This window comes from Thermosphaera sp. (assembly GCA_038827615.1).
GTDB lineage: Archaea > Thermoproteota > Thermoprotei_A > Sulfolobales > Desulfurococcaceae > Thermosphaera.
In genome coordinates this window covers 538853-558868 of record JAWBNK010000001.1, presented here as the reverse complement: position 1 = coordinate 558868, position 20016 = coordinate 538853, and the positions used below count along the sequence as shown (strand labels likewise).

Genomic DNA, 20016 nt, shown 5'->3' with positions numbered 1-20016 from the left:
AAATCTAATGTTTTTTAAAAAAATTAGTATTGGAATTGGTTAAGCTTATTCATCACGTTTTCAAGGCGCTTTAGCAGGATTTTTCTTTCAATGCTCGCCACTAATCTCCTTGTCGATATGACTGCGTCAGGGTTAACGCTCATGCTGTCTATTCCAGCTTCCACTAGGAATTCGACAATTTCTGGGTATACACTCGGGGCTTGCCCGCATATACTGACTGTCGCTCCCTTGCTGTGTGCCTTTTCAATGATCATTCTTATGGCCTCAAGAACGGCGGGGTCTCTCTCGTCAAAGTATCCCATCTCTGCGAGGATATTGCTGTCTCTGTCTGCTCCAAGAACCAACTGTGTGAGGTCGTTGCTACCAATACTGAATCCATCAACGTATTCTGCAAACTTGTCTGCAAGTAATGCTATGCTGGGCACTTCAGCCATTGCCCAAACCTTGAAGTCCTTGCTCCTCTTTAATCCCTCGTCCTCCATTATTGCAATTGCTCTCTCAAGCTCCCAAGTCGTCCTCACAAACGGGAACATCACCCAGACATTAGTTAACCCGAATTCTTCTCTAACCTTCTTAATAGCTCTAACTTCGAGCCTAAATCCAGGCTCATACTTTGGATGAATATATCTGCTAACGCCTCTCCACCCAATCATCGGGTTTCTCTCGTCTGGCTCGTACTTCTCTCCGCCCTTTAGTCCCCTGTATTCATTCGTCTTGAAGTCGCTGAATCTGACAACAACTGGCCTCGGATATATGACTTGGGCAACCTTCGCTATTCCCTCTGCAAGCTTGTTCACGAATTCTTCAGGCTTACCAATCTCAATTAAGTACAATGGGTGGTATTGGACCCAGTCGGTGATAATGAATTCAATCCTCATTAATCCAATACCGTCGAATGGAAGATCCTTATACTTTTCTATCGCGTCTGGTTCACCCAAGTTCATGTAAATCTTTGTAGCTGTTACTGGGTAGAGTGGTAGAAGTTGCTCGGAACTTATCCCTACAGCTGCAACACCTGATACCTGAGGAGCAACTTCTGCCTTGGGCTTAACCAGCTCTTCCACTATGCCTTCATACACTACTCCTCTCCCGCCATCCACGGTTACGTCTATGCCGCTGGGTATCGCTTGAGTGGCTCCTCCTGTGCCCACGATACATGGGATACCGAGTTCCCTGCTGACGATTGCGGCATGACTCGTCATGCCTCCTTCATCAGTAACGATGGCTGCGGCTTTTTTCATCAAGGGAACCCAGTCAGGGTCAGTCATTTTAGTAATTAAGACTTCACCTTCCTTGAACTCCATTGCCTCCTTGCTCTTGGGGTCAAGGATGACTTTGGCTACTCCCGCTCCAACGCCGGGGCTTGCCGGTAATCCCCTAATAAGTACTTTCGCTTCACCCAGCTTCACCGTTTTGCCCTTGACTTCGACTTTCTTCTCCTCCTTAGCCTTCTTTAAGCTCCAAACGGTTTCTGGACGGGCTTGAACAATAAAGACATTCTGCGGGAAGGGTAGATCGCTGTCCACGGCCCATTCTATGTCCATGTGTCTATTGTAGTGTTTCTGAATCAACTTGGCTAGTTCAGCTAGCTTTAACACTTCTTTCTTATCCAACGCAGGCTTGTCTGGATGAGCTATCTTTGCAAGTGGAGCCTCAGTCTCTCCTTCTTCAGCCACCCACTTCCCTAACTTATCATCCCATTTGAGGTGAACGTTCTTTCCTTTTGCAGGGTCAAATGTTATCATGAATATTTTCTTATTGATCTTTTCTTCGATTATTTCCATTGTGTCCTTGTTTACAACCCACTCATCCGGGGTTACCTTACCACCTACGACTGACTCACCTAATCCCCAGCTCCCTTCGATCACGGCTACTTTCTCGTCGCCGGTTACCGGATGGAGAGTAAACATGACTCCGGCTGCTCTGCTGTTGACCATTTTCTGCACAGTAACGCTCATCAAGGTCCTTTCGTGGGGAATCCCTTGTGCGACACGATAGAATGTTGCCCTAGCCGTGAACAAGCTTGCCCAGCATCTCTTAACGTAGTAAACTACTTTGTCCTCGCCATATACGTTCAAATAGGTATCTTGTTGTCCGGCGAAGCTCGCCTCGGGCATGTCTTCCGCGGTTGCGCTGCTTCTTACAGCAACTCTAACAGCCTCGACCGGCATGTTCAGCCTCTCCGCAAGCCTCCTGTGAGCCTTCTTTATTTCTTCCTCAACCTCCTTCGGCATGGGTTCATTCATTATCATTTCACGAATCTTCGACGTGGTTTCTTCTAGAGCCTTAGTATTGTTAACATCTAGTTGCCTAAGCATAGAGTATATCTTCTCTCCTAGACCTGTCTTATCGAGAAAATACTTGAAAGCATAGGCTGTTACGGCATAACCTGGGGGAACCGGTATTCCGGCAGCTATCATCTCTCCAAGGTTAGCATTTTTTCCTCCTACAAGAGGAACGTCTTCTTTTCTTACTTCGTCTAGCCATAGAACGAATCGAGTTGATTTATCGCTCATCGGATATCATCTCTATCTTAATCTTAATTCATGTGAGAAAATAACGATGAGGATTAATAAAAATTACGTAAATATTCGAATATATTCGTGCATACTAATTGAACACTTTAAGAGGACCGCCATCATTTCCTTCTAAGTTTATCTCTAGTCGATATGTAGTAATACCAGGCCTTTCTTTTCAAATTAACTATGCTCTCTTCATGGGCTTGCAAATGCTTCTTTGAAGTCTCTAGCCACTTAGTCACATCCTTACCAGCAAATTCCGTAAGCCCTGTAATAATTAGTGCCTCGCTTCGGATTTTCTTTGATATCTCCCTCCGGAAGTTTTCAATATTTTCATAATAGAATTTTGTAGTATAAACACCTTTGACAAAGGCTTCGTGCCTAATGATTTCTCTTAATAGAGGAATATTAGTGATCAATCCGTCTATTACGAACTCTTTTAGCCCTCTTTCAAGCCTTAGCAACGCCATCCTCCTGTCAGGACCCCAAGCAATTATCTTTGCTATCATTGGATCGAAATCAGTTGTCACTTTCGAACCAGCTTCAATGGATGAATCAACCCGGATTCCAGGTCCTGAAGGCTCTTTGTAGTTCTTAACAACGCCCACTGCCGGTTCCTCGAAAACAGGATTCTCCGCGTATATTCTAGCTTCAATTGCATGTCCTCGAAATGAGATGTTGTGTTGCTTCAAGTCCAGGACCTTGTACATGGTTACCTCTATTTGTTTTAACACAATATCAAGCCCCGTTATCATCTCCGTTACCGGATGTTCGACTTGGAGCCTTGCATTAATCTCCATGAAATAATGCCTCCTAGTTGAGACGTCAAATAACATTTCAACCGTTCCAGCATTACTGTATTTTATGGCTTTCCCCAACTCTACCGCATGGCTGGTGATAACGTTCCTTTCCTCCCCATTTAAGAAGGGGCTTGGGGCCTCTTCAATTATCTTCTGGAAACGTCTCTGAACACTACACTCTCTTTCATAAAGATGAACTATGTTCTCACCATCGCCAATGATCTGAACTTCGATATGCTTGACATTCTGTAGAAATGGCTCAGCATAAACCCTGGGGTCGTTAAAAGCTTTCATAGCCTCTTTAGAAGCTGCCTCAATAGCTTTTCCTAGGTCATCTCCCTCACGTACAAGTCTAATGCCTTTACCACCTCCGCCACCCACCGCTTTTAATAAAACTGGATAGCCGTGCTCTCGTGCGAATTCCTCAATGTCCTTTTCATCTTTAACAATGATCCATGGCAAGGTTGGAATCCCAATCTTTTTTGCAACCTCTTTAGCCTTCAATTTATCCCCCGAGAGCTCCATAGCAGTGGGTGATGGACCTATAAATAAAATATTACGTCTTATAACCTCTCTTGCAAACTCTGGGTTTTCGCTTAGAAATCCATACCCGGGATGCACTGCGTCAGAGCCTAACTCAACTGCAGCATCAACCACCTCCTCTATGTCGAGATAGCTGGAGACTTCCCTATCGTCTTTCAAATATCTCCTATGAAGAGAATGCTCATCCTCTTTCGTGTATATACCGATAGGGATAAAGCCGTGCTCCCAAGCGGTCTTCGCGATCCTTATGGCTATCTCTCCCCTATTTGCAATAAATATTCGAAACGGCATATGGAACCGCTCCATCGATCAAAGATACGTAATCCTTATTGAATCGACACGATTGAGTCTTTCAATAAAAGATAATAGATCACCTCTTTTAACATTTTTGAGGTAAAAAAGTTGTTCAACTGTAAGCGGCTTTATCCTAAAAATAACCATCCCTCGAGAATACCCTTCTATTGAGTGTCCAACACTTCGAAGAGTTAGAGATTTAACAATAGTTTCTAAGTCAGTGAAACTCGGAGTAAGAGTCTCTTCAGGATGAGTGTGAGCAGTGAAAAAAGACTCTATCCAAGGTATTTTTACTTTTCCCATCTCTCCTTCAAGTAAAACCCCATCTCCTAGGGGACTTACCAAGAGAAAATACTCTATTTTCGACCCAGGGGATTTAAAGAGCTCTTTTCTCAAAACAGGCCTAAGACCCTCCGCATAGAGCTCGACGATCTTCCAATAAAATCTTTCTATTTCACCGAATACTCTACCAGTTTCAGCTTGTATTTCATATTGATTGGAATAATGATTCAAAGCCTCGAACACTTCTGAGTTACATTTTTCAGGGTTCACAACTAGTTTACTACCGATAAATTCAGCGTATAAACGATCGCATTCAGCCTCCTCCTTGAAGTCTTCAAGAAATAAAATAGCTTTGAATACTGAGCTCATCTTAATTGTGTAATAATTCTTGAATTCCTGAAAAAATTTCAACTTGAATACCTCACAAGTATTGCGGGTTAGATATCAGAAAAAAGATCAATAAGTTTAATGTAGACTTTTATAATATCATAGAGGTTTTGAAGTGAAACGTATTCGTTAGCCTTATGAGCCATCGATACTTCTCCTGGACCATATGCAACAGCAGGAATTCCTTTAGCTAGATAGTACTTTAAGTCCAGTCCCCCCACACAAATGCTTTTGGAGGGCTCGACATTTAGTGTTTCTTTAATCGCTTTAGAGAGCATTGTTAAATAGGGATGATTCTCGTCTACGTAAACCGGGTTTGAACGTTCTACTACTTCAAATTGAACATCTATATTAAGATTCCTCGAAGCACTTTCCACGAATTCCTTTAACTCTCTTATCACGTCGTCTGAATTTTCCTCGATGATTAACCTTCTATCAATGCTGAATCCCACTTGACCTGGAACGATATTAATTGAACCGGGAGCCTCAAGCCGTCCCCCTAGCGTCACTGATGGATGTGCAGCGCGAGGATCTTCGTATTTAAACTTACTCGTCCTGGTTTCAAGCAGTGGTTTATAATTTCTTATAAAATAATCTGCGAAAACAATCATTTTTTCAAATGCATTATCTCCGAGCCATGGAGTTGAGCCGTGTGCTTGTTTTCCATGGATTCTCAGCATCCCCCATACGTTGCCCCGGTGACCAATGTAGATGTTATCAATCCCAGAGGGCTCAGCAATCACGGCGAAATCGGGACGGCTTGATAATTCATTGACCAAATACCCAGTTCCGGTCGCGCCTCCTATCTCCTCATCTGGAACCACCGCACCCTCAACAATGACATCAGGCTCCTCTCCCTTAATCGCATAGTAAATCATAGCAGATAAAAACGCCGCTATACCCGCTTTCATGTCCGTTGTTCCACGACCGTAAACCTTGCCGTTTATCACGACAGGATTGAATGGATCAGTAGTCCAGCCCTCTCCCGGAGACACAACGTCGTAGTGACCATTAAATTGTAAGACTCTCTTTCCCTTCCCTATTCTGGCCATCAGGATGTACCTAGGCTTATCTGGGTTGAATTGTTTTGACAGAGCATTTTTCGAGTATTCATCCGGAACCCTGTGGATCGTAACGTGTATCCCGTATTTGGATAACTCTTCAGCATAATAATCTATCAAATCCTCATAATACTCTCCTAACACCGTTGGGTATTTCACGCTATTGATCAGAATTGTCCTAGAGATGTCTAGGACCTGTTTAAAGACATCTTCCATGAAAAACATCACCAACCTGTCCAATGCTTAATGTAAAACGATGATGTTTTTAAAAAAAGATTTAGACCTTTTCCACCATGATTATTTGCACGGGGCACGCATTCGCAGCGTCCTGTGCACAGGTGGCCAAGTCCTCGGGTATGACTCCCACCGCAATATTTCCATCGCTTCTATATTTCTCCACTATTTGAGACTTGTTGTCGTCGGGATTCATTTCGAAGACGTCTGGACAAATAGAGACACACACCATGTCGGATATACAATTTTCGCGTGGTTCTATCTTCACCCTATATTGAGCCATAGGTTTCACCACAAGATATTTTGAATTCTAAGGTAAATAAAAAACATAACGCCGTAAGCTCCACGGAAACTTTGTTGTCAGATATGCGGGACTATATCATCCCCTAGTCATCACGCCGTGGCTCATCACGGGTGAATCATGGATTATTAAAAGTCTCTCTTCTTTAATACTTTTATCACGAAAGGGTGTTAAAATGAATAGAAAACTCGCATTAATAATTGCTGGTAGTATCGCCGGGGGCTTTCTGAAAGTAACAGGGGGATTGATCTTCGGAAGCAATGCGCTATTTGTTGACGCTTTGACGAGCTTTGCAAACCTACTCGCGTTATTCGCAGTCTTGGCTTTGAGGAGAAGGACTGTCATGCCACCAGACTCAGATCACCACTTCGGACATGAGAGGTTTGAGTATGTGGGTGTATTGATTACTATGTTGTCCTACTCGTTCGTAGCAGGAATATCCATTTCTAGACTAGCATCTACAAGGGAGTACAGAGTCGGCCTCGAGGCATTCTATCTTGCAGTGGCATCTATAGTTGCGTATGCTCCACCAGTGCTATTATCTAGGCGAATGTCAGCTGGTTTCAGGACGTACGGGGAGTTCACTGCCAGTGAGTTCATAGAGTCTGGAGTTGGAATTGTGTCTACCCTAGGGGGCGCGGTGTACTCATATATGATAGACTACGTTGGGGCTATTGCACTCACCGGGTTCATATTCTATGAACTTTTTCGCGCTGGAGGAGATTTGATCGAAATAATGGTCGACTCGGCTCCCCCATTGGAGGTTTATGAGACTATCGTTAATGAGGCTGGTAAACATGGATTTAAGATTGAAAGTCTGAGGCTACGAAAAGTTTCTCAAGCGAAGTTTCACGGAGACTTACTATTGAGGGGCAACCCTAGGAGTGAAGATGTTGCTAAATTCAAGGCTATTTTGAAAAACAATTACGGAATAGACCTCTGCGTCGAGGGGAAAATTGATTCTTAACACGGTTATGGGCAATGACACAAGGAGAGTTCACGGAAGTATTGAGAAACACCCAAGGCAATCATCTCAACGGCTACGCCAGCGATAATTAACGCCATGAATCTGCCAATAGCCTTCACTGTCGAAACCTTCAAATACTTGACGAGTCTATCACTTACCAAAAGTATCGCGAAAGTAGCAGTGCAAGCCACCAATCCTGAAACAAAAACCAATAAGATGTTGATTGGGGATGAATCGGTCGAAGTCAATAGCAACACCGTGGTAATCGTGCCGGGTCCAATTATGAGAGGAGTGGCGATCGGCACAACTGCAATATCACCAGGATTCACTTGCTTGGTCCTAGGCATCTCTCCAAGCATATCCAAAGCTATTGTCATCAATATTATCCCACCGCCTACTCTCAAGCCTGGTAGTGAAACGTTAAACGCTTCAAGGATGTACTTACCTATTAGAGTGAAAGAAATCAATATTGTTAATCCAGCCAAGTACGCCTTCTTCACGATGTTTACCCTATCAACATGCGATAAACCCTCGGTCAGGGATATAAAAGTAGGGATTGCCGAGAATGGGTTCATTATAGCGAGGAGTTGAGTAAAATAAGAGATAAATATTATCACCATGTCCGTCATATTTCAACCCTTCTCTCATCTATTGATAAAGCCGATATATAATTTATCACCGGGCCTTCCCACTAGCTCACCCTCCTCTAGCACTAGTTCCCCACTTACTACAGCGTGATATGAGTGTCCATAAAGGGTAGTTCCCTCCCAAGGCGTCCAATCCACCTTATGGTGGTGATTTCTAGACGAGATCGTTCTGGGTTCTCTAGTATTTAGGACTACGATGTCGGCAACACTACCAACAGCTAGTTCCCCAAGCGTAGGGTACACGTTGAGAAGCTTCGCCGGATTCCTCGAAAAAACTGTTATGAATCTGTGAAGACTTATTCTTCTCTGGAGGACCCCGTAGGTGAACAAAAAGGGCCCCATAATCTCGAGGTTAGGGATTCCACCCCATGCAGACCACACGTCGGTTTCCTTCAACTCTCTAGGTGAAGGAGCATTGTCGCTTGCATACACGTCAATAATGCCCTCAGAGAGGGCTTTCCACAAAACCTCCCGGTCTACACTAGTCTTTAACGTTGGAGCCATTTTCAGAAATGTTCCGTATTTCTTGCTGTCTTCCCGAGTGAAAAATAAATAATGGGGACATGTTTCAGACGTGATTTTTGCATTTCTTTTCCTCAAGAATTCTAATGACTCCACGCCCTCCTTGCTTGAAAGATGTGCTATGTGCAAGGACGCCCCTGTTTCAAGAGAGTAATATCCTAGTTTCATGATTGCGGCTGCCTCGGCTAAGCCGTCTCTACTCAAATGATACGCCTCTATATCGTTTTGTGATTTGTACTCCTCCTCACGAATAGTCAATATGCCCTCATCCTCAGCATGTGCTATTAGAACTACATTCTTGGTAGAAGCCTTCTTGAAAATTCTAGCGAGAGATTGTTCGGTTGTTGTGAAGGGGCGACAAGTGAATATTTTGAATGTCCTTATACCTATTTTAAGTAGTTCATCTATCGAGTCATAATTCCGGTCATTTAGAAATCCACCTGTTATTCCAAAGTTCACATAAGAATGCCTCTTGGCCGATTCTATCTTCTCCATAGCTCTTGAAATATTGTCAACAAAAACTCTTAATGGCATATCCACTATAGTAGTTATACCGCCGTAAACTGCTGCGAGACTTCCTGTGGTCCAATCCTCATGGTCAGGCTTCTCGGGATCGTACACGTGAGCATGTATATCTATGCCTCCAGGGATAGCGAGAAACCCTTTACCATCCAAGACGAAGTCGGCTTGAAAGTCTTTCTTAGATATCGCTGTGATATACTTGTTTTCAATTAAAATAGATCCTTCAACAAGTTCTCCTCCAACCGGTATTTTAACGTTTTTTATTAAGAATGATTGAGTCAAGCTCGACTCCTCTATAATTGATTATATGGTTTTACTGTTAAAGAGTTTTTGAAACAAACATTCGAGTTATTGATACCAAATATTCTCTTAATTGCTTTGGAAGACCGCTGTAAAGCTGTGATAAAAACCCTATAACCACAAGCCTCACGGCTTCCTCCTCGTTTAAACCTCTCGTAAGCAAATAGAAAATCTCGTCGCTTTTAATTCTCCCCAAGCTCGCCTCATGCGTGAGCTCGGAATTCATAGATGTTGACTTCAATGCAGGAATTGTCTCGAAAATAGCATTACCTAAGAGCAAGCCACTACACTCCACATGACCTTTAGTACTATCGGCTAAAGCCTCTAAAATAATGTTATGCTTCACAAACGCTCCATCGTGAGCAACGCTCTTAACGTTTACTACACTTGAAGAGGCCTCCCCCTTCAACCTGACAACAGTGTTATGATTTATGCGAGAGTTTTTGTGTCCCACAGTCGAAGAGTACACTTCAACCCGGGAATACGCCTGGGCGTCTATCTCGCTTGTCAAGCTTATAGTGTTCACCGGAGTTAGTTTGACGTAGTATTCCCTGAATACCGAGCCTATGCCAACATCCACTTTAGTTTTAGCCCCGACTTTTACGTTGATCCTCCAATTATGAATCATTATGCTTGTAACGTCGCTTTTTTCACCAATACTGATTAACGTTAATGCTGAGTGAACTCCTTCATCAACGATGGCAGCACATCCTTTCGCTAAAGTAACTCTAGCATTGTCCTCTATTTTTATAACGTTTAAGACCTTCTGATAGAATCCGCGCGAACCCAAGATAAAGCAATAATACAGTGGAGAATCCAGTACTAGCCCAGTAGGCACCTTTACGAACAATCCAGTTAGATTTTCAATTTTCAAAATCTCGCTATTCATTTTATTCGCAGAGAAGACTTCATCAATGTCATCTCTATACTCCGGCTTCAGATAGGCTTTTTTCACCTCTTCTATTATTATCCCCTTTCCAGCTAAAGTTTTCAAATAAGATGTCATGAACAATTTTTCATTGAAAACTATGCTCGAAACTTCATCGGGAAAAGGGAGACCAGTCTTTAATGTAAAATTCCCCAGATTGTTTCTTTCAGCCATTATGCCCATCCAGCTTATATTGTTTCAAAATTTATAGGAAAAATCTACGCGCTATTCTATGTATATGGCTGGTTTTAAAGGCTGAGATTTCTCGCTCTTGGGTATTCCACGAGCCCTTGCTTCATCTTCCCATAGTACTTCTACTTTTAACCCCGTCTTCCTCTCAATAAATGGAATAGCACTTTTCAGAATGTCGAACTCGTTCCTACTCGTAGTTTTGACGATTACTTCATTAGGGTTTTTCTGGAAATACTGAATGGTTTCAACGATCTCCAATTCTCTATTTCGCAAATTGTATTTTCCCTTCAACTCATCAATGAGAGTCTTAATGCTCTTCTTCTCTAGATATAAACGAATAGCCTCCCTTTTCCATTCGGGTGCTACGACTATCACAGCTCTCGAGGCTGGTTTTTTCATAACCTCAACTATTTTCTTGACATCGTTAATCAAGGAAAACAGCGAATCAACAAGCCCCTCTAACTCCTCTTCAACTGGATATTTTTCTTCAGAGGGCCACTTCGACGTGCTTATTAGTTCATCGGAACCAAGCCTTTCATTTAATTCTTCAGCCAAGTGGGGTATTACAGGGCTTAGGATCTTAAGCCAATCGGGAACAACGTATTTTACAGCCTTCAAATATTCTTCTCCAACCAAGTCTCGATATTGTTCAATGAGATTCATAGTTCTATAAAATGCGATTTGTAAATAGTCTCTTATCTCAAGAGAATCCATGGCTTTCCTTGAATCTGTTAAGATTTTCCTGAATTTACTAGTAAACCATCTGCCATAGTAGTCATTGGGAATAAAACCCTCGATGTTTTTTAGGGAGTCTACGAGGTTAGCAAACTTGTAGAGGCTGTCCAATACTAACTCTATCTCTTTCTCTCTCCAATCCAAGATGCTGTCGAGGCTCGAGGCTCCCGCAATGTAAAATCTAAATAAGTCCGCTGAATACATCTTAGCAATATCTCTTAATGGAATGACGTTCCCTTTACTCTTCGACATTTTTGCTCCTTCTCTTATAACCGTCTCGTTCAGTGAAATCATTCTAGGCCACTTCTCCTCTGGAAAAATGGCGGTGTGGTGAAAGAGGTAGAAGGTTAAATGATTGCTAATGTGAGGAATCCCAGTATGCCTGTGATCAACTGGATACCAGTATTCAAACTCTTTTCTCATTTCATCAATTATCTCAGATGGTATCCCAGTTTTATTGCTCACGTCATTTACATCTCCCCTTCCGAGAAATATATAATCGAAAAGGTCCGCTGTTAGCTTTTCCGGCGGAATCCTGTGCTCTCTTATTTTATGAACAATGGTGTAAAAGGCCATATAGATGGTTGAGTCGCTTAAACTCTCTATTATCCATTCATTATCCCATGGAAGTTTCGTCCCTAGTCCTCTTTTTCTTGCACACGGTCTTTTTTCTATCCATTCGATAACATCTTGGAAGGCTTTACGATATTTGGGTGGCACTATCTGGAGTTTCTTTTCCAAAAGTATTTTCGTCCTCTCCTTCCACCATGGAACGCTGTAATCGATGAACCATTGGTCTTTTATCTTAGCTACTATTATCTCCCCTCCGCTCCGACAATATGCTTTCCGATTCAGCTCATGCACAATAATCGCTTTGCCCTCCATTAGCAGTTTGGATTTCATCTTATCTCTTGCTTCAGGAACGCTCAAGCCTTTGAACTCTGGATTGTCAACGATCAACCTTCCATTATAGAACTGCTCCCTATAGACTTCTCTAGTGGCATCTTCAAGTTTCTCATCAAATTGGGTCTGGATTCCGTACTTCTCTACGACTATTTTTGCATGGTGATCATTAATACCTGGAACTTCGATGATACGTATTGGATTCAATGCGTTAATAACATCCGGGTTTAATTCGTACCGAAGGATCAACTCTTTATTCGTCTTTAACTCCATTAATGCCACATAATCGTATGGAGCATCACTAGGTTCGGAGTAAACGACTCCTGTAGCGTTCTCAGGGTCAACAAAGCCTGCTGGTAGAATAATTAGCTCATTACCGAGCGGAGATAATACTCGTTTTCCAATAAGCTCTCTTCCTTTGAATACTTCAACTATTTGAATATCCTTTTCAGGATGCTGGTGTGTTAGCTTAACGAAAGCTTTTTTAGAGACAATGATTTTTTCACCGTTAAAACTCAACAATGCATAGTCGGCTTCAGGATTAATCCACAGATTAGTTGCTCCTAAAAGCGTTTCAGGTCTAAGGGTTGAAGCAAGCAGGTATGCATCACTATCAATTATCTTAAATTTAATCCCAGTGTACTCTAGTATCTCGACAGGATTAACATCCGCATCTTGAATATCGTCCTCCCCTTCAGGCTGCCTGTGTAGGAGACAATATGTTACCACGTGTTCTCCTTTTCCAACCACGCCTAGCTCTCTCAATTTCTCGTACTGCCATGTTACAAAAGCATTGTATATTGGCTCTCCAGTGTGGAATTTTCTACGCCAATCTATACTGTATCCCAAGGCTTCAAAATCAGATTGAACCTTCTCAGCGAAAAAGGTTGCGAGCGACAAGGGATCCTTGAATGATTCAAGAATCTTTTCTACCTCTTCTTTATCATCTATGTAGTAAGAAATATATGTCCGATACATATCTAGCGTTTTAGCATCGTTCTTAGCAATTTTTTCGGAGATAGCGATTATCGGTGTCCCAGTAATGTGAAAGGCCATGGGAAAGAGCACGTTGAACCCGATGAGCCTCTTATACCTTGCAATAATGTCTCCAACAGTATACGTCCTCCCATGACCTATATGAAGAGGTCCATTAGTATAGGGGTAAGGGACTGTCAAGAAGTACTTGGGCTTTTCTTTTTCCACTTTTGGCTCAAAAATCCTCATTTCCTTCCATTTCTTCTGCCATTTCGTTTCAATGTTTCTTAACCACTCGATGAATTCCCTTTTATTGCCAGTTATCAAGCACAAACACCTAAGTCTTAATAATAACATAGTGCTTAAATTAATTAATCTAAGTTTATTGTTTGCGAAGAAGAGAATAAGCGAGATATGAGAATATTACAATTGATATGGTTTCAGAGACCACTATAAGGGCCTTAAGATAAGTAAATCCCCATGAATAGACAGCTCCCTGGATAAGACCGCCTATCATTAGTGAGAACCCATAAAACAAGCCGAAGACTCCGTAAGCAAGGGACCTTTGTACCGGGTTTACTATATCTGAAACGGCTACTCTAACATTTGTCTCGAACACTCCCATTACAAAACCCCATATAGCGGAATATACAAAAAGGAGCTCTGCACGGGGAGATAGGAATAGTGTTGAGACTATCAATGCTACCGGTGCAGATATAATGCTTGAAACTCCTATTTTATCGTAAAGAATGCCTATGGGGATTGCAACCAATCCATCTATAAGCATTGCTACTGTGTAGAACAGAGGTATTATTTCGTCCCCCACTATTCCTTCAGATTTAATTGAAAATGTGAATAAGTCCCAACTGAGAAAACCTACTGACATGATCATTAAGCCAGCCAAATAAATATAGAAGGTTTTGCCAAGCCCTCTTATTCCAACACTTCTTTTGGAAAGGTTAAACGTCTTTAGATTTGGATAGAGGATCATTGACGATATCGCAAAGCCAACGGCGACGAGTCCTGGAAATCCTAGAGCTATAAACGCTGAGCCGTAGTCTCCTCCGGTTTTCAACAATATGATTGAAGCTATCAGCGGACCAGAAAAGGCTCCAAACTGATCGAGAAACTCATGAATCCCGAAGCCGAGCCCTTTTCCCATCTCTTCGGAAACCTCTGATAAAATTACATCTCTAGCTGGGGCTCTCAAACCTTTTCCCATCCTCTCAAGAATAACTAATGCCAGAACTTCTTCCCATCTCCTAGCAAACGCTAAAAGTGGGATAGCCACCACATTTATAGCATATCCAATGATGACAAGACCCCACAAGGTTTTCGAGCTTTTGAAGTAATCGCCTAATAGGCCGCTCAAAAAGCGAGTGAAATAATTTACTATCTCGCTCACTCTAACAAAGCCTGCTACTACTGCTGTGGCTCCTATGAGGTATAGATATCCTCCTCTGATTGATGTTGCCCCCTCATATGTGATGTCCGCAAAAAGGGATACCAAACCCAACAACATAAACACTATGAGAGCTCTTCTCATTCCAACCCTCACGCGTTATTAAAGAGGGGTAAGGGTAAATAAATACTCGTAAAATAATAACTCACGAAAAGAGGAGTCGTTATGAGTATTAAGAAACATTGGATCGATGAACTTGCTGACCAAGTCCAAGAAGATCTAATAAAACGTGGAAAGGATACTTACGTGTTCAACGGTGGATTATCAGTATCTGGTCTTCAGCACGTTGGGAGGTTGAGAGGCGAGGTAATAATAACTGAGACCTTGAGGAGAATACTGTCCTCGAGAGGATTGAAGATCAAACAATATTTAACTCTCTACACCCAGGACGCTTGGAAGGCTAAACAAGCCCAATTAAATGCCTTCCCCGATCCCAAAGAGGCGGAGAAGTACAAAGGATGGCCATTGATAAGGGTTCCTGACCCTAAAGGATGCCACTCTAATTGGGTAGAACATTTCTGGGACGATTTTGGGCCATTCATAAAAGAGTTCACGGACGGAGAAATCGAAATAATAACAACTACTGAGATGTATCAAAAACTTCTTCTCTCTTTCATAAAGGAAACAATAGCTAAAAAAGAAGAAATTAGGAGAATTGTGAATAAGTATCGTGGAAGAAAACCATATCAGGATTCTTGGATCCCCATAGAACCTGTATGTGAGAATTGCGGCAGAATAGACACTACGGAAGCAGTTAACATAATAGACGACGCCGTTGAATACGAATGCAAACACTGCGGCTTTAAAGGCAAAACCAGCCTCACAAATGGCAAATTAATGTGGCGGATAGAGTGGGTTGCGGTATGGAGTGGGCTTGGAGTTGATTTCGAGCCTTATGGGAAAGATCATGCGATGCCAGGCGGAAGCAGGGACAGCTGTGTCGACTTAGCCGTCAATGTGTATAAGATCAACCCTCCATTTGGCTTGCCTTACGAGTGGGTGGCGCTCAGGAAGCCCGACGGCAGCGAAGTAGACATGGGAAGCAGTGATTTTCTCGGCTTTACGCCAAAAGACTGGATCGAAGTAGCTCACCCCCACATTTACAGGTTCATAGTTTTGAAGACGCCTCCTATGAAAAAATATAGCGTCAGCTTGCATGAAATACCTCAGTACTACTCACAATACTTTAAGGCAGAAAGGATCTACTATGGAATTGAAAGTGGAAAGGACAAGGAAGAAGAGATTTTGTTGAAAAGAAGTTACGAGCTAAGCTACCCAGGGTCTAACCCCCCCGAGACCCCTCCTGAACAAGTTCCTTATACACATCTCGCCATACTTTCTCAAATACTCCCGAGAGAAAAATGGTCAAGCGAAGTAGTGAAAAGGCTCCAGCTAAGTGGTCATCTGCCCATGAACCCAAGTATTTTCGGAATAAGGAGAGTCATAGAAACAATGTCGAAAGCATCAGTGTGGGTTAAAAAATACGGACCCGAGAATATGGTGTTCAGCCTTGTCCAACCCCCTTCAGGAGTTGAGGAGTTAAATATTCCCGTGAAATTCCTCTCCGTTTTCAAGAAACTTTCAGAAGGGTTGAAGACTCTAAAAGAATGGACTGAGGAAAACATTAAGAATGTTATGATGAATGCAACTCAAGGGTTAACTCCCCAAGAGGTCGGAGAATACTATAAAATCTTCTACAAACTATTCATTGGGAAAGATAGTGGTCCGAGGGCTGCTCCATTAATTTCTCTCTTGGGCAAGGAGACCACACTCTTATATCTACGTGTTTTCGAATAGAAGCCTTCCATTAATACAAGAAATTATGAAGGAAGGAAAAGAGAAATAAAAAAACTTATACGGTTTTCTCCTCTCTGTAATATACCTTGCCCAGACTCTGTGGAGAGGCAAATATTCTTCTCAATCTCGTAAAGCTGTAGGTTAACATCGCTCCTAATGCTCCTACGAATGGAATCAGTTTCGCCACATCTGGAGGTAACTTGAATAGTGTTTGGATAGTTACGCTATACTCCACTAGTCCTCCGAACAACAAAGCCATTGGTATCAGGAATATAGGATGCCTACCGGCCGCGAGAGCGATAGTGAAAGAGAGCCAGCCGTATCCGAGGGTATACACCTTAATATCCCAGTACTTTTGCCATAGGAGCGGGAAGAAGGATGCGCCCAGTCCCATCAAGGCGAAGCCCATAGCTCCTGCTACAAGCCTCGTGAATAAGATATTAACGCCTAGAGATGATGCGGCATGCGGACTCTCGCCTACAGCCCTTATTGCAGCACCTATCTTCGTTTTCTCGATCAACAAGTGGGCTACGACACCTATAACTATAGTCACAATGATCAACTCTATCAAAACTTCATCTGTATAGCAATAAGCATACAGTGCGCCGATTGTTTGCCTCAACGGATACCCCAACACGATACCCAAACCGTAACCAAGGAACTGGAGGGATAATCCCACGGCTCCATGACTTATTGGGAGAGAAGTTAACAAATAAGCCATTAAGAGGCCGAACATGGATGCTATCAACATAGCCACGATACTACCTATTACGGGATTGCCGAACGCCACTGCACCTAGAACCGCTGCCCCCGTGGACATGAAGAATACTCCATCTATTGCAAGGTCGAGCAATCCGGCTTTTTCAAATATGCTGTGGCCTAGGGCTACAAGATAGAAAGTGATGAATGCGGCTCCTATTCCTTCAATTAAACCAATGAGGCTCTCTAATCCGTTCATCTTCTAATCACCCTAATCTCATAATCCGATAGAAATCTCAACACTGAGTAGGTTAGCAGTATTGAGCCAACCATAATCCATCTAAAAGACATCTCCGCCCCTGCGAAACCTGCTTGCTGAAGTGCCTGCTTTACCTCGGGAATAGCGCTTTGAGTCAACCCAGCGTTTGTTAAGCTCGCGATAATGTATGCGGAGACGGGTACGAGAGCTATATCGAGCAGAGATAGCCAAGCTACCAGGATTGCTAAGTACCCATACCCGGCTGTTTGTCCCTCTATCGGGTATTCGAGTCTCAGTAAATATCCAAGCACATAAAGTCCAGCCATTAGTCCAACCAAACCACCTGAGATGGCAAAAGTTATTATTGTCAACTTCTTTACACTCGAACCAGTGGTTACAAGGTACTCTGGGTTTGACCCAAGGATTTTGACTTTTAACCCAAGCGAAGTCTTATTGAAGAACCACCATACTGCCATTATTACAATAAGCAACGCTAACAGCCACCACCCATAGATCATGAGCTCTCTGATGAAAGATAATGCAGCATCGATAACTGGGTTTCCAGTAAAGGTTAATTGAACCTTTATACTGAGTTGATAAGGCTCAGGGATCAAGTCAGTCCGCTTGTATCCGTATACGTACTTTCCTTGGAACGGCCCTAGAATCAGGATGTTAACCAAGTAGTACGCTATATAGTTCATTATAAGTGTCACGGGTACCTCGTCGACTCCCGTGTATGCTTTGATGATTCCAGCTAAGCCTCCCCACAATGCACCGAATATTATAGCTAGAAGAATCGAACACATTATTACGCCTATAGACTGAGCTATACTCACTGGTTCGCGCGTGTAAAACAGGATGGTTGTGAGGTATATAACTGGAATTGTGCCCATGTAGAATTGCCCCTCCGCTCCTATGTTCCACAGGGCTCCTTTGAATGCAATAAGAAGAGCATAGCCCAGGATTGTCAGCACAATGAAGTCCTTGATCACCCCGCTAGACACAAAGGATGAAGAGATTATCGATAATGTTAAAAACGGGTTGATTCCGATAACACCTAGGATTAAAGTATACAGCAGGATGCCAGCTAGTAGTGAAATGGTAACCGTCGTTAACCTGCTGTATCTTAATGGCTTAGTTCTTTTCAAAACTATGAGTCTGATCATTTTACATCACCATTAGTTTTTCAATGTCTTCCCTCGGGGTCTTTTCAGGGTCGAAGGGACCGTGGAGTTTCCCACTATTCATGACGTAGATAGTATCACTTAGCTGATAGACTTCGTCAAGGTCTTCACTCGCAAACAAGACTGCGATCTTTTCTCTAATACTCTTATTCTTAATGATCCTCCTAACCTGGACGGCCGTAATCTCGTCAAGCGCCCTTGTGGGATTGTAGGCGATAAGGGCTTTCCTACTATAATTTAATTCCCTCCCCACGATAACCTTCATTAGATTTCCTCCTGAAAGGATTTTTACTGGGGCCTCCTCGCTAGGGGTCAGCACGTTGAAGGTTTTAATTATTTCACGCGTCAAGCTTCTCACTCTCTCCCAGTCTACAAGGAGGTTTTTCCCTTCAAAAAGAGCAGCTATGTTCTCGAGAATGCTGTTGTCTTGTGATATTCCAAACCTTAATGGAAGGTCAGGGATGAAACCTATTCCCATGCTCCTCGTCTTTCCCATCTCATTATTCGTAGTCTCTACTCCTTCGACAAAGATTTTTCCTTTAGAGATTTTTCTAAGCCCTACTATTGCCTCTAGGAACTCTCTTTGACCGTTTCCCACCACTCCCGCAATACCAGCGACCTCGCCCTCTCTAACTCTTATCGAAACTCCTTTAACTACGGGAACACCGTAATCCCCTTCAACCCACACGTCTTTCGCTTCGATAACGATTTTTTCTCCAATTACCGAGGTTGGGAGACGATCGTATGATATCTCCTTAGCCGCTTCAGCAAACATTAGTTCTCTAACCTTGTCTAAAGTCGCGTTTTCCCGGGTCAACTCACCTGAGACTGATCCTTTCCTCAACACAATTATTCTATCAGCTACCTCAAGCGCCTCCGGGATCTTGTGCGTGATAACGACAACAGTACCTCCCTTCTGTTTGAACTCTTGTAGAAACGTGTAGAACCTTTTGCGCTCTTCTATTGGTAGATATGTTAAAGCTTCATCCAGGATCAATATTTTAGCCCCTAGGATTAAAGCCCTCACGATTTCAACTAGTTGCTTCTGGGTATATGTTAAGGACCATACCCTATCCTCGGGTTTAATCTTTACTCCTATCTTCTCACTATACTCCCTAACCAGCTTTACAGCATTAGAAAACCCAGAGAGTAGTCTAACTCCCTCTAAACCTAGAGTTAGATTCTCCGCCACTGTCAACCTATCTATGAGTTGCGGGCTCTGCGAGACCATGATTATTCCATTTCTAATAGCGTCAGATGGTTTTCTAATTAAAAGAGGTTTTCCATTTAGTAGGATTTCACCCTTATCATAAGTATATATTCCATATAGGATTTTCATCAGGGTCGATTTGCCAGCTCCGTTTTCGCCAACAAGAGCGGTGAATTCGCCTCCCGTCAACCTTACTGATACATCCCTTAATGCTATAACTCCTCCTGGGAATGTTTTAGTTATATTTTTCATTAGTAACTCTATTTTCTCAGAATCCACTATCGATTACCCTC

15 protein-coding genes are annotated in these 20016 nt (G+C 42.7%); 2 read left to right on the top strand and 13 right to left on the bottom strand.

Translation table 11 applies throughout. The features are described from left to right. Nucleotides 1-23: 23 nt before the first annotated feature. The 5 genes from ppsA to QXH45_03150 all read right to left on the bottom strand — a co-directional run bounded on the left by ppsA (nt 24) and on the right by QXH45_03150 (nt 6403). Nucleotides 24-2516, bottom strand: coding sequence for a phosphoenolpyruvate synthase (ppsA, locus tag QXH45_03170; protein ID MEM2078244.1), 2493 nt, complete (start codon nt 2514-2516; stop codon nt 24-26). Between the two features lie 122 nt (nt 2517-2638). Further along, nucleotides 2639-4153, bottom strand: a complete 1515-nt coding sequence (locus tag QXH45_03165; GenBank protein ID MEM2078243.1) for a biotin carboxylase N-terminal domain-containing protein — start codon at nt 4151-4153, stop codon at nt 2639-2641. Nucleotides 4154-4171: 18 nt separating this feature from the next. Further along, a complete protein-coding gene (locus QXH45_03160) occupies nt 4172-4807 on the bottom strand; it encodes a hypothetical protein (protein ID MEM2078242.1) in 636 nt (211 codons plus the stop codon). Nucleotides 4808-4875: 68 nt separating this feature from the next. Continuing rightward, nucleotides 4876-6126, bottom strand: a complete 1251-nt coding sequence (locus QXH45_03155) for a M20 family metallopeptidase (GenBank protein MEM2078241.1) — start codon at nt 6124-6126, stop codon at nt 4876-4878. 37 nt (nt 6127-6163) lie between these two features. Further along, nucleotides 6164-6403, bottom strand: coding sequence for a ferredoxin (locus QXH45_03150; protein ID MEM2078240.1), 240 nt, complete (start codon nt 6401-6403; stop codon nt 6164-6166). Between the two features lie 193 nt (nt 6404-6596). On the opposite strand from QXH45_03150, the gene QXH45_03145 reads away from it, so the two are divergent. Next, nucleotides 6597-7388 carry a cation transporter gene (locus tag QXH45_03145; protein MEM2078239.1) on the top strand — a complete coding sequence of 264 codons (792 nt, stop codon included), beginning with the start codon at nt 6597-6599 and terminating at the stop codon, nt 7386-7388. Between the two features lie 5 nt (nt 7389-7393). Here the strand turns inward: QXH45_03145 and QXH45_03140 are convergent, their stop codons facing one another. From QXH45_03140 to QXH45_03120, 5 genes are read right to left on the bottom strand one after another with little or no spacing between them, the layout of a single operon-like run. Continuing rightward, on the bottom strand, nt 7394-8017 hold the full coding sequence (locus QXH45_03140; GenBank protein ID MEM2078238.1) for a MarC family protein: 624 nt from the start codon (nt 8015-8017) through the stop codon (nt 7394-7396). A gap of 15 nt (nt 8018-8032) precedes the next feature. Further along, the gene (locus QXH45_03135; protein MEM2078237.1) at nt 8033-9361 is read right to left on the bottom strand and encodes a dihydroorotase family protein; all 1329 of its coding nucleotides are present in this window, start codon (nt 9359-9361) and stop codon (nt 8033-8035) included. Nucleotides 9362-9398: 37 nt separating this feature from the next. After that, entirely contained in the window at nt 9399-10481 is a 1083-nt protein-coding gene (locus tag QXH45_03130; protein MEM2078236.1) for a SufD family Fe-S cluster assembly protein, read from the bottom strand. A gap of 51 nt (nt 10482-10532) precedes the next feature. Next, nucleotides 10533-13439: a leucine--tRNA ligase gene (gene leuS / locus QXH45_03125; protein ID MEM2078235.1), complete on the bottom strand. Its 2907-nt coding sequence runs from the start codon at nt 13437-13439 to the stop codon at nt 10533-10535. Nucleotides 13440-13494: 55 nt separating this feature from the next. Then, entirely contained in the window at nt 13495-14517 is a 1023-nt protein-coding gene (locus QXH45_03120) for an MFS transporter (protein MEM2078234.1), read from the bottom strand. Nucleotides 14518-14739: 222 nt separating this feature from the next. Here QXH45_03120 and lysS point away from each other — a divergent pair, with 222 nt between their 5' ends. Beyond that, nucleotides 14740-16371, top strand: a complete 1632-nt coding sequence (lysS, locus tag QXH45_03115; GenBank protein ID MEM2078233.1) for a lysine--tRNA ligase — start codon at nt 14740-14742, stop codon at nt 16369-16371. Between the two features lie 55 nt (nt 16372-16426). On the opposite strand, the gene QXH45_03110 is transcribed toward lysS, so the two are convergent. The 3 genes from QXH45_03110 to QXH45_03100 are packed head-to-tail and all read right to left on the bottom strand — an operon-like array spanning nt 16427 to nt 20002. Further along, on the bottom strand, nt 16427-17329 hold the full coding sequence (locus QXH45_03110; protein MEM2078232.1) for a ribose ABC transporter permease: 903 nt from the start codon (nt 17327-17329) through the stop codon (nt 16427-16429). Further along, nucleotides 17326-18495: an ABC transporter permease gene (locus tag QXH45_03105; protein ID MEM2078231.1), complete on the bottom strand. Its 1170-nt coding sequence runs from the start codon at nt 18493-18495 to the stop codon at nt 17326-17328. Before QXH45_03105 ends, QXH45_03110 begins: the two co-directional genes overlap by 4 nt. Nucleotide 18496: 1 nt before the next feature. Further along, a complete protein-coding gene (locus QXH45_03100) occupies nt 18497-20002 on the bottom strand; it encodes an ATP-binding cassette domain-containing protein (GenBank protein ID MEM2078230.1) in 1506 nt (501 codons plus the stop codon). Nucleotides 20003-20016: the final 14 nt, after the last annotated feature.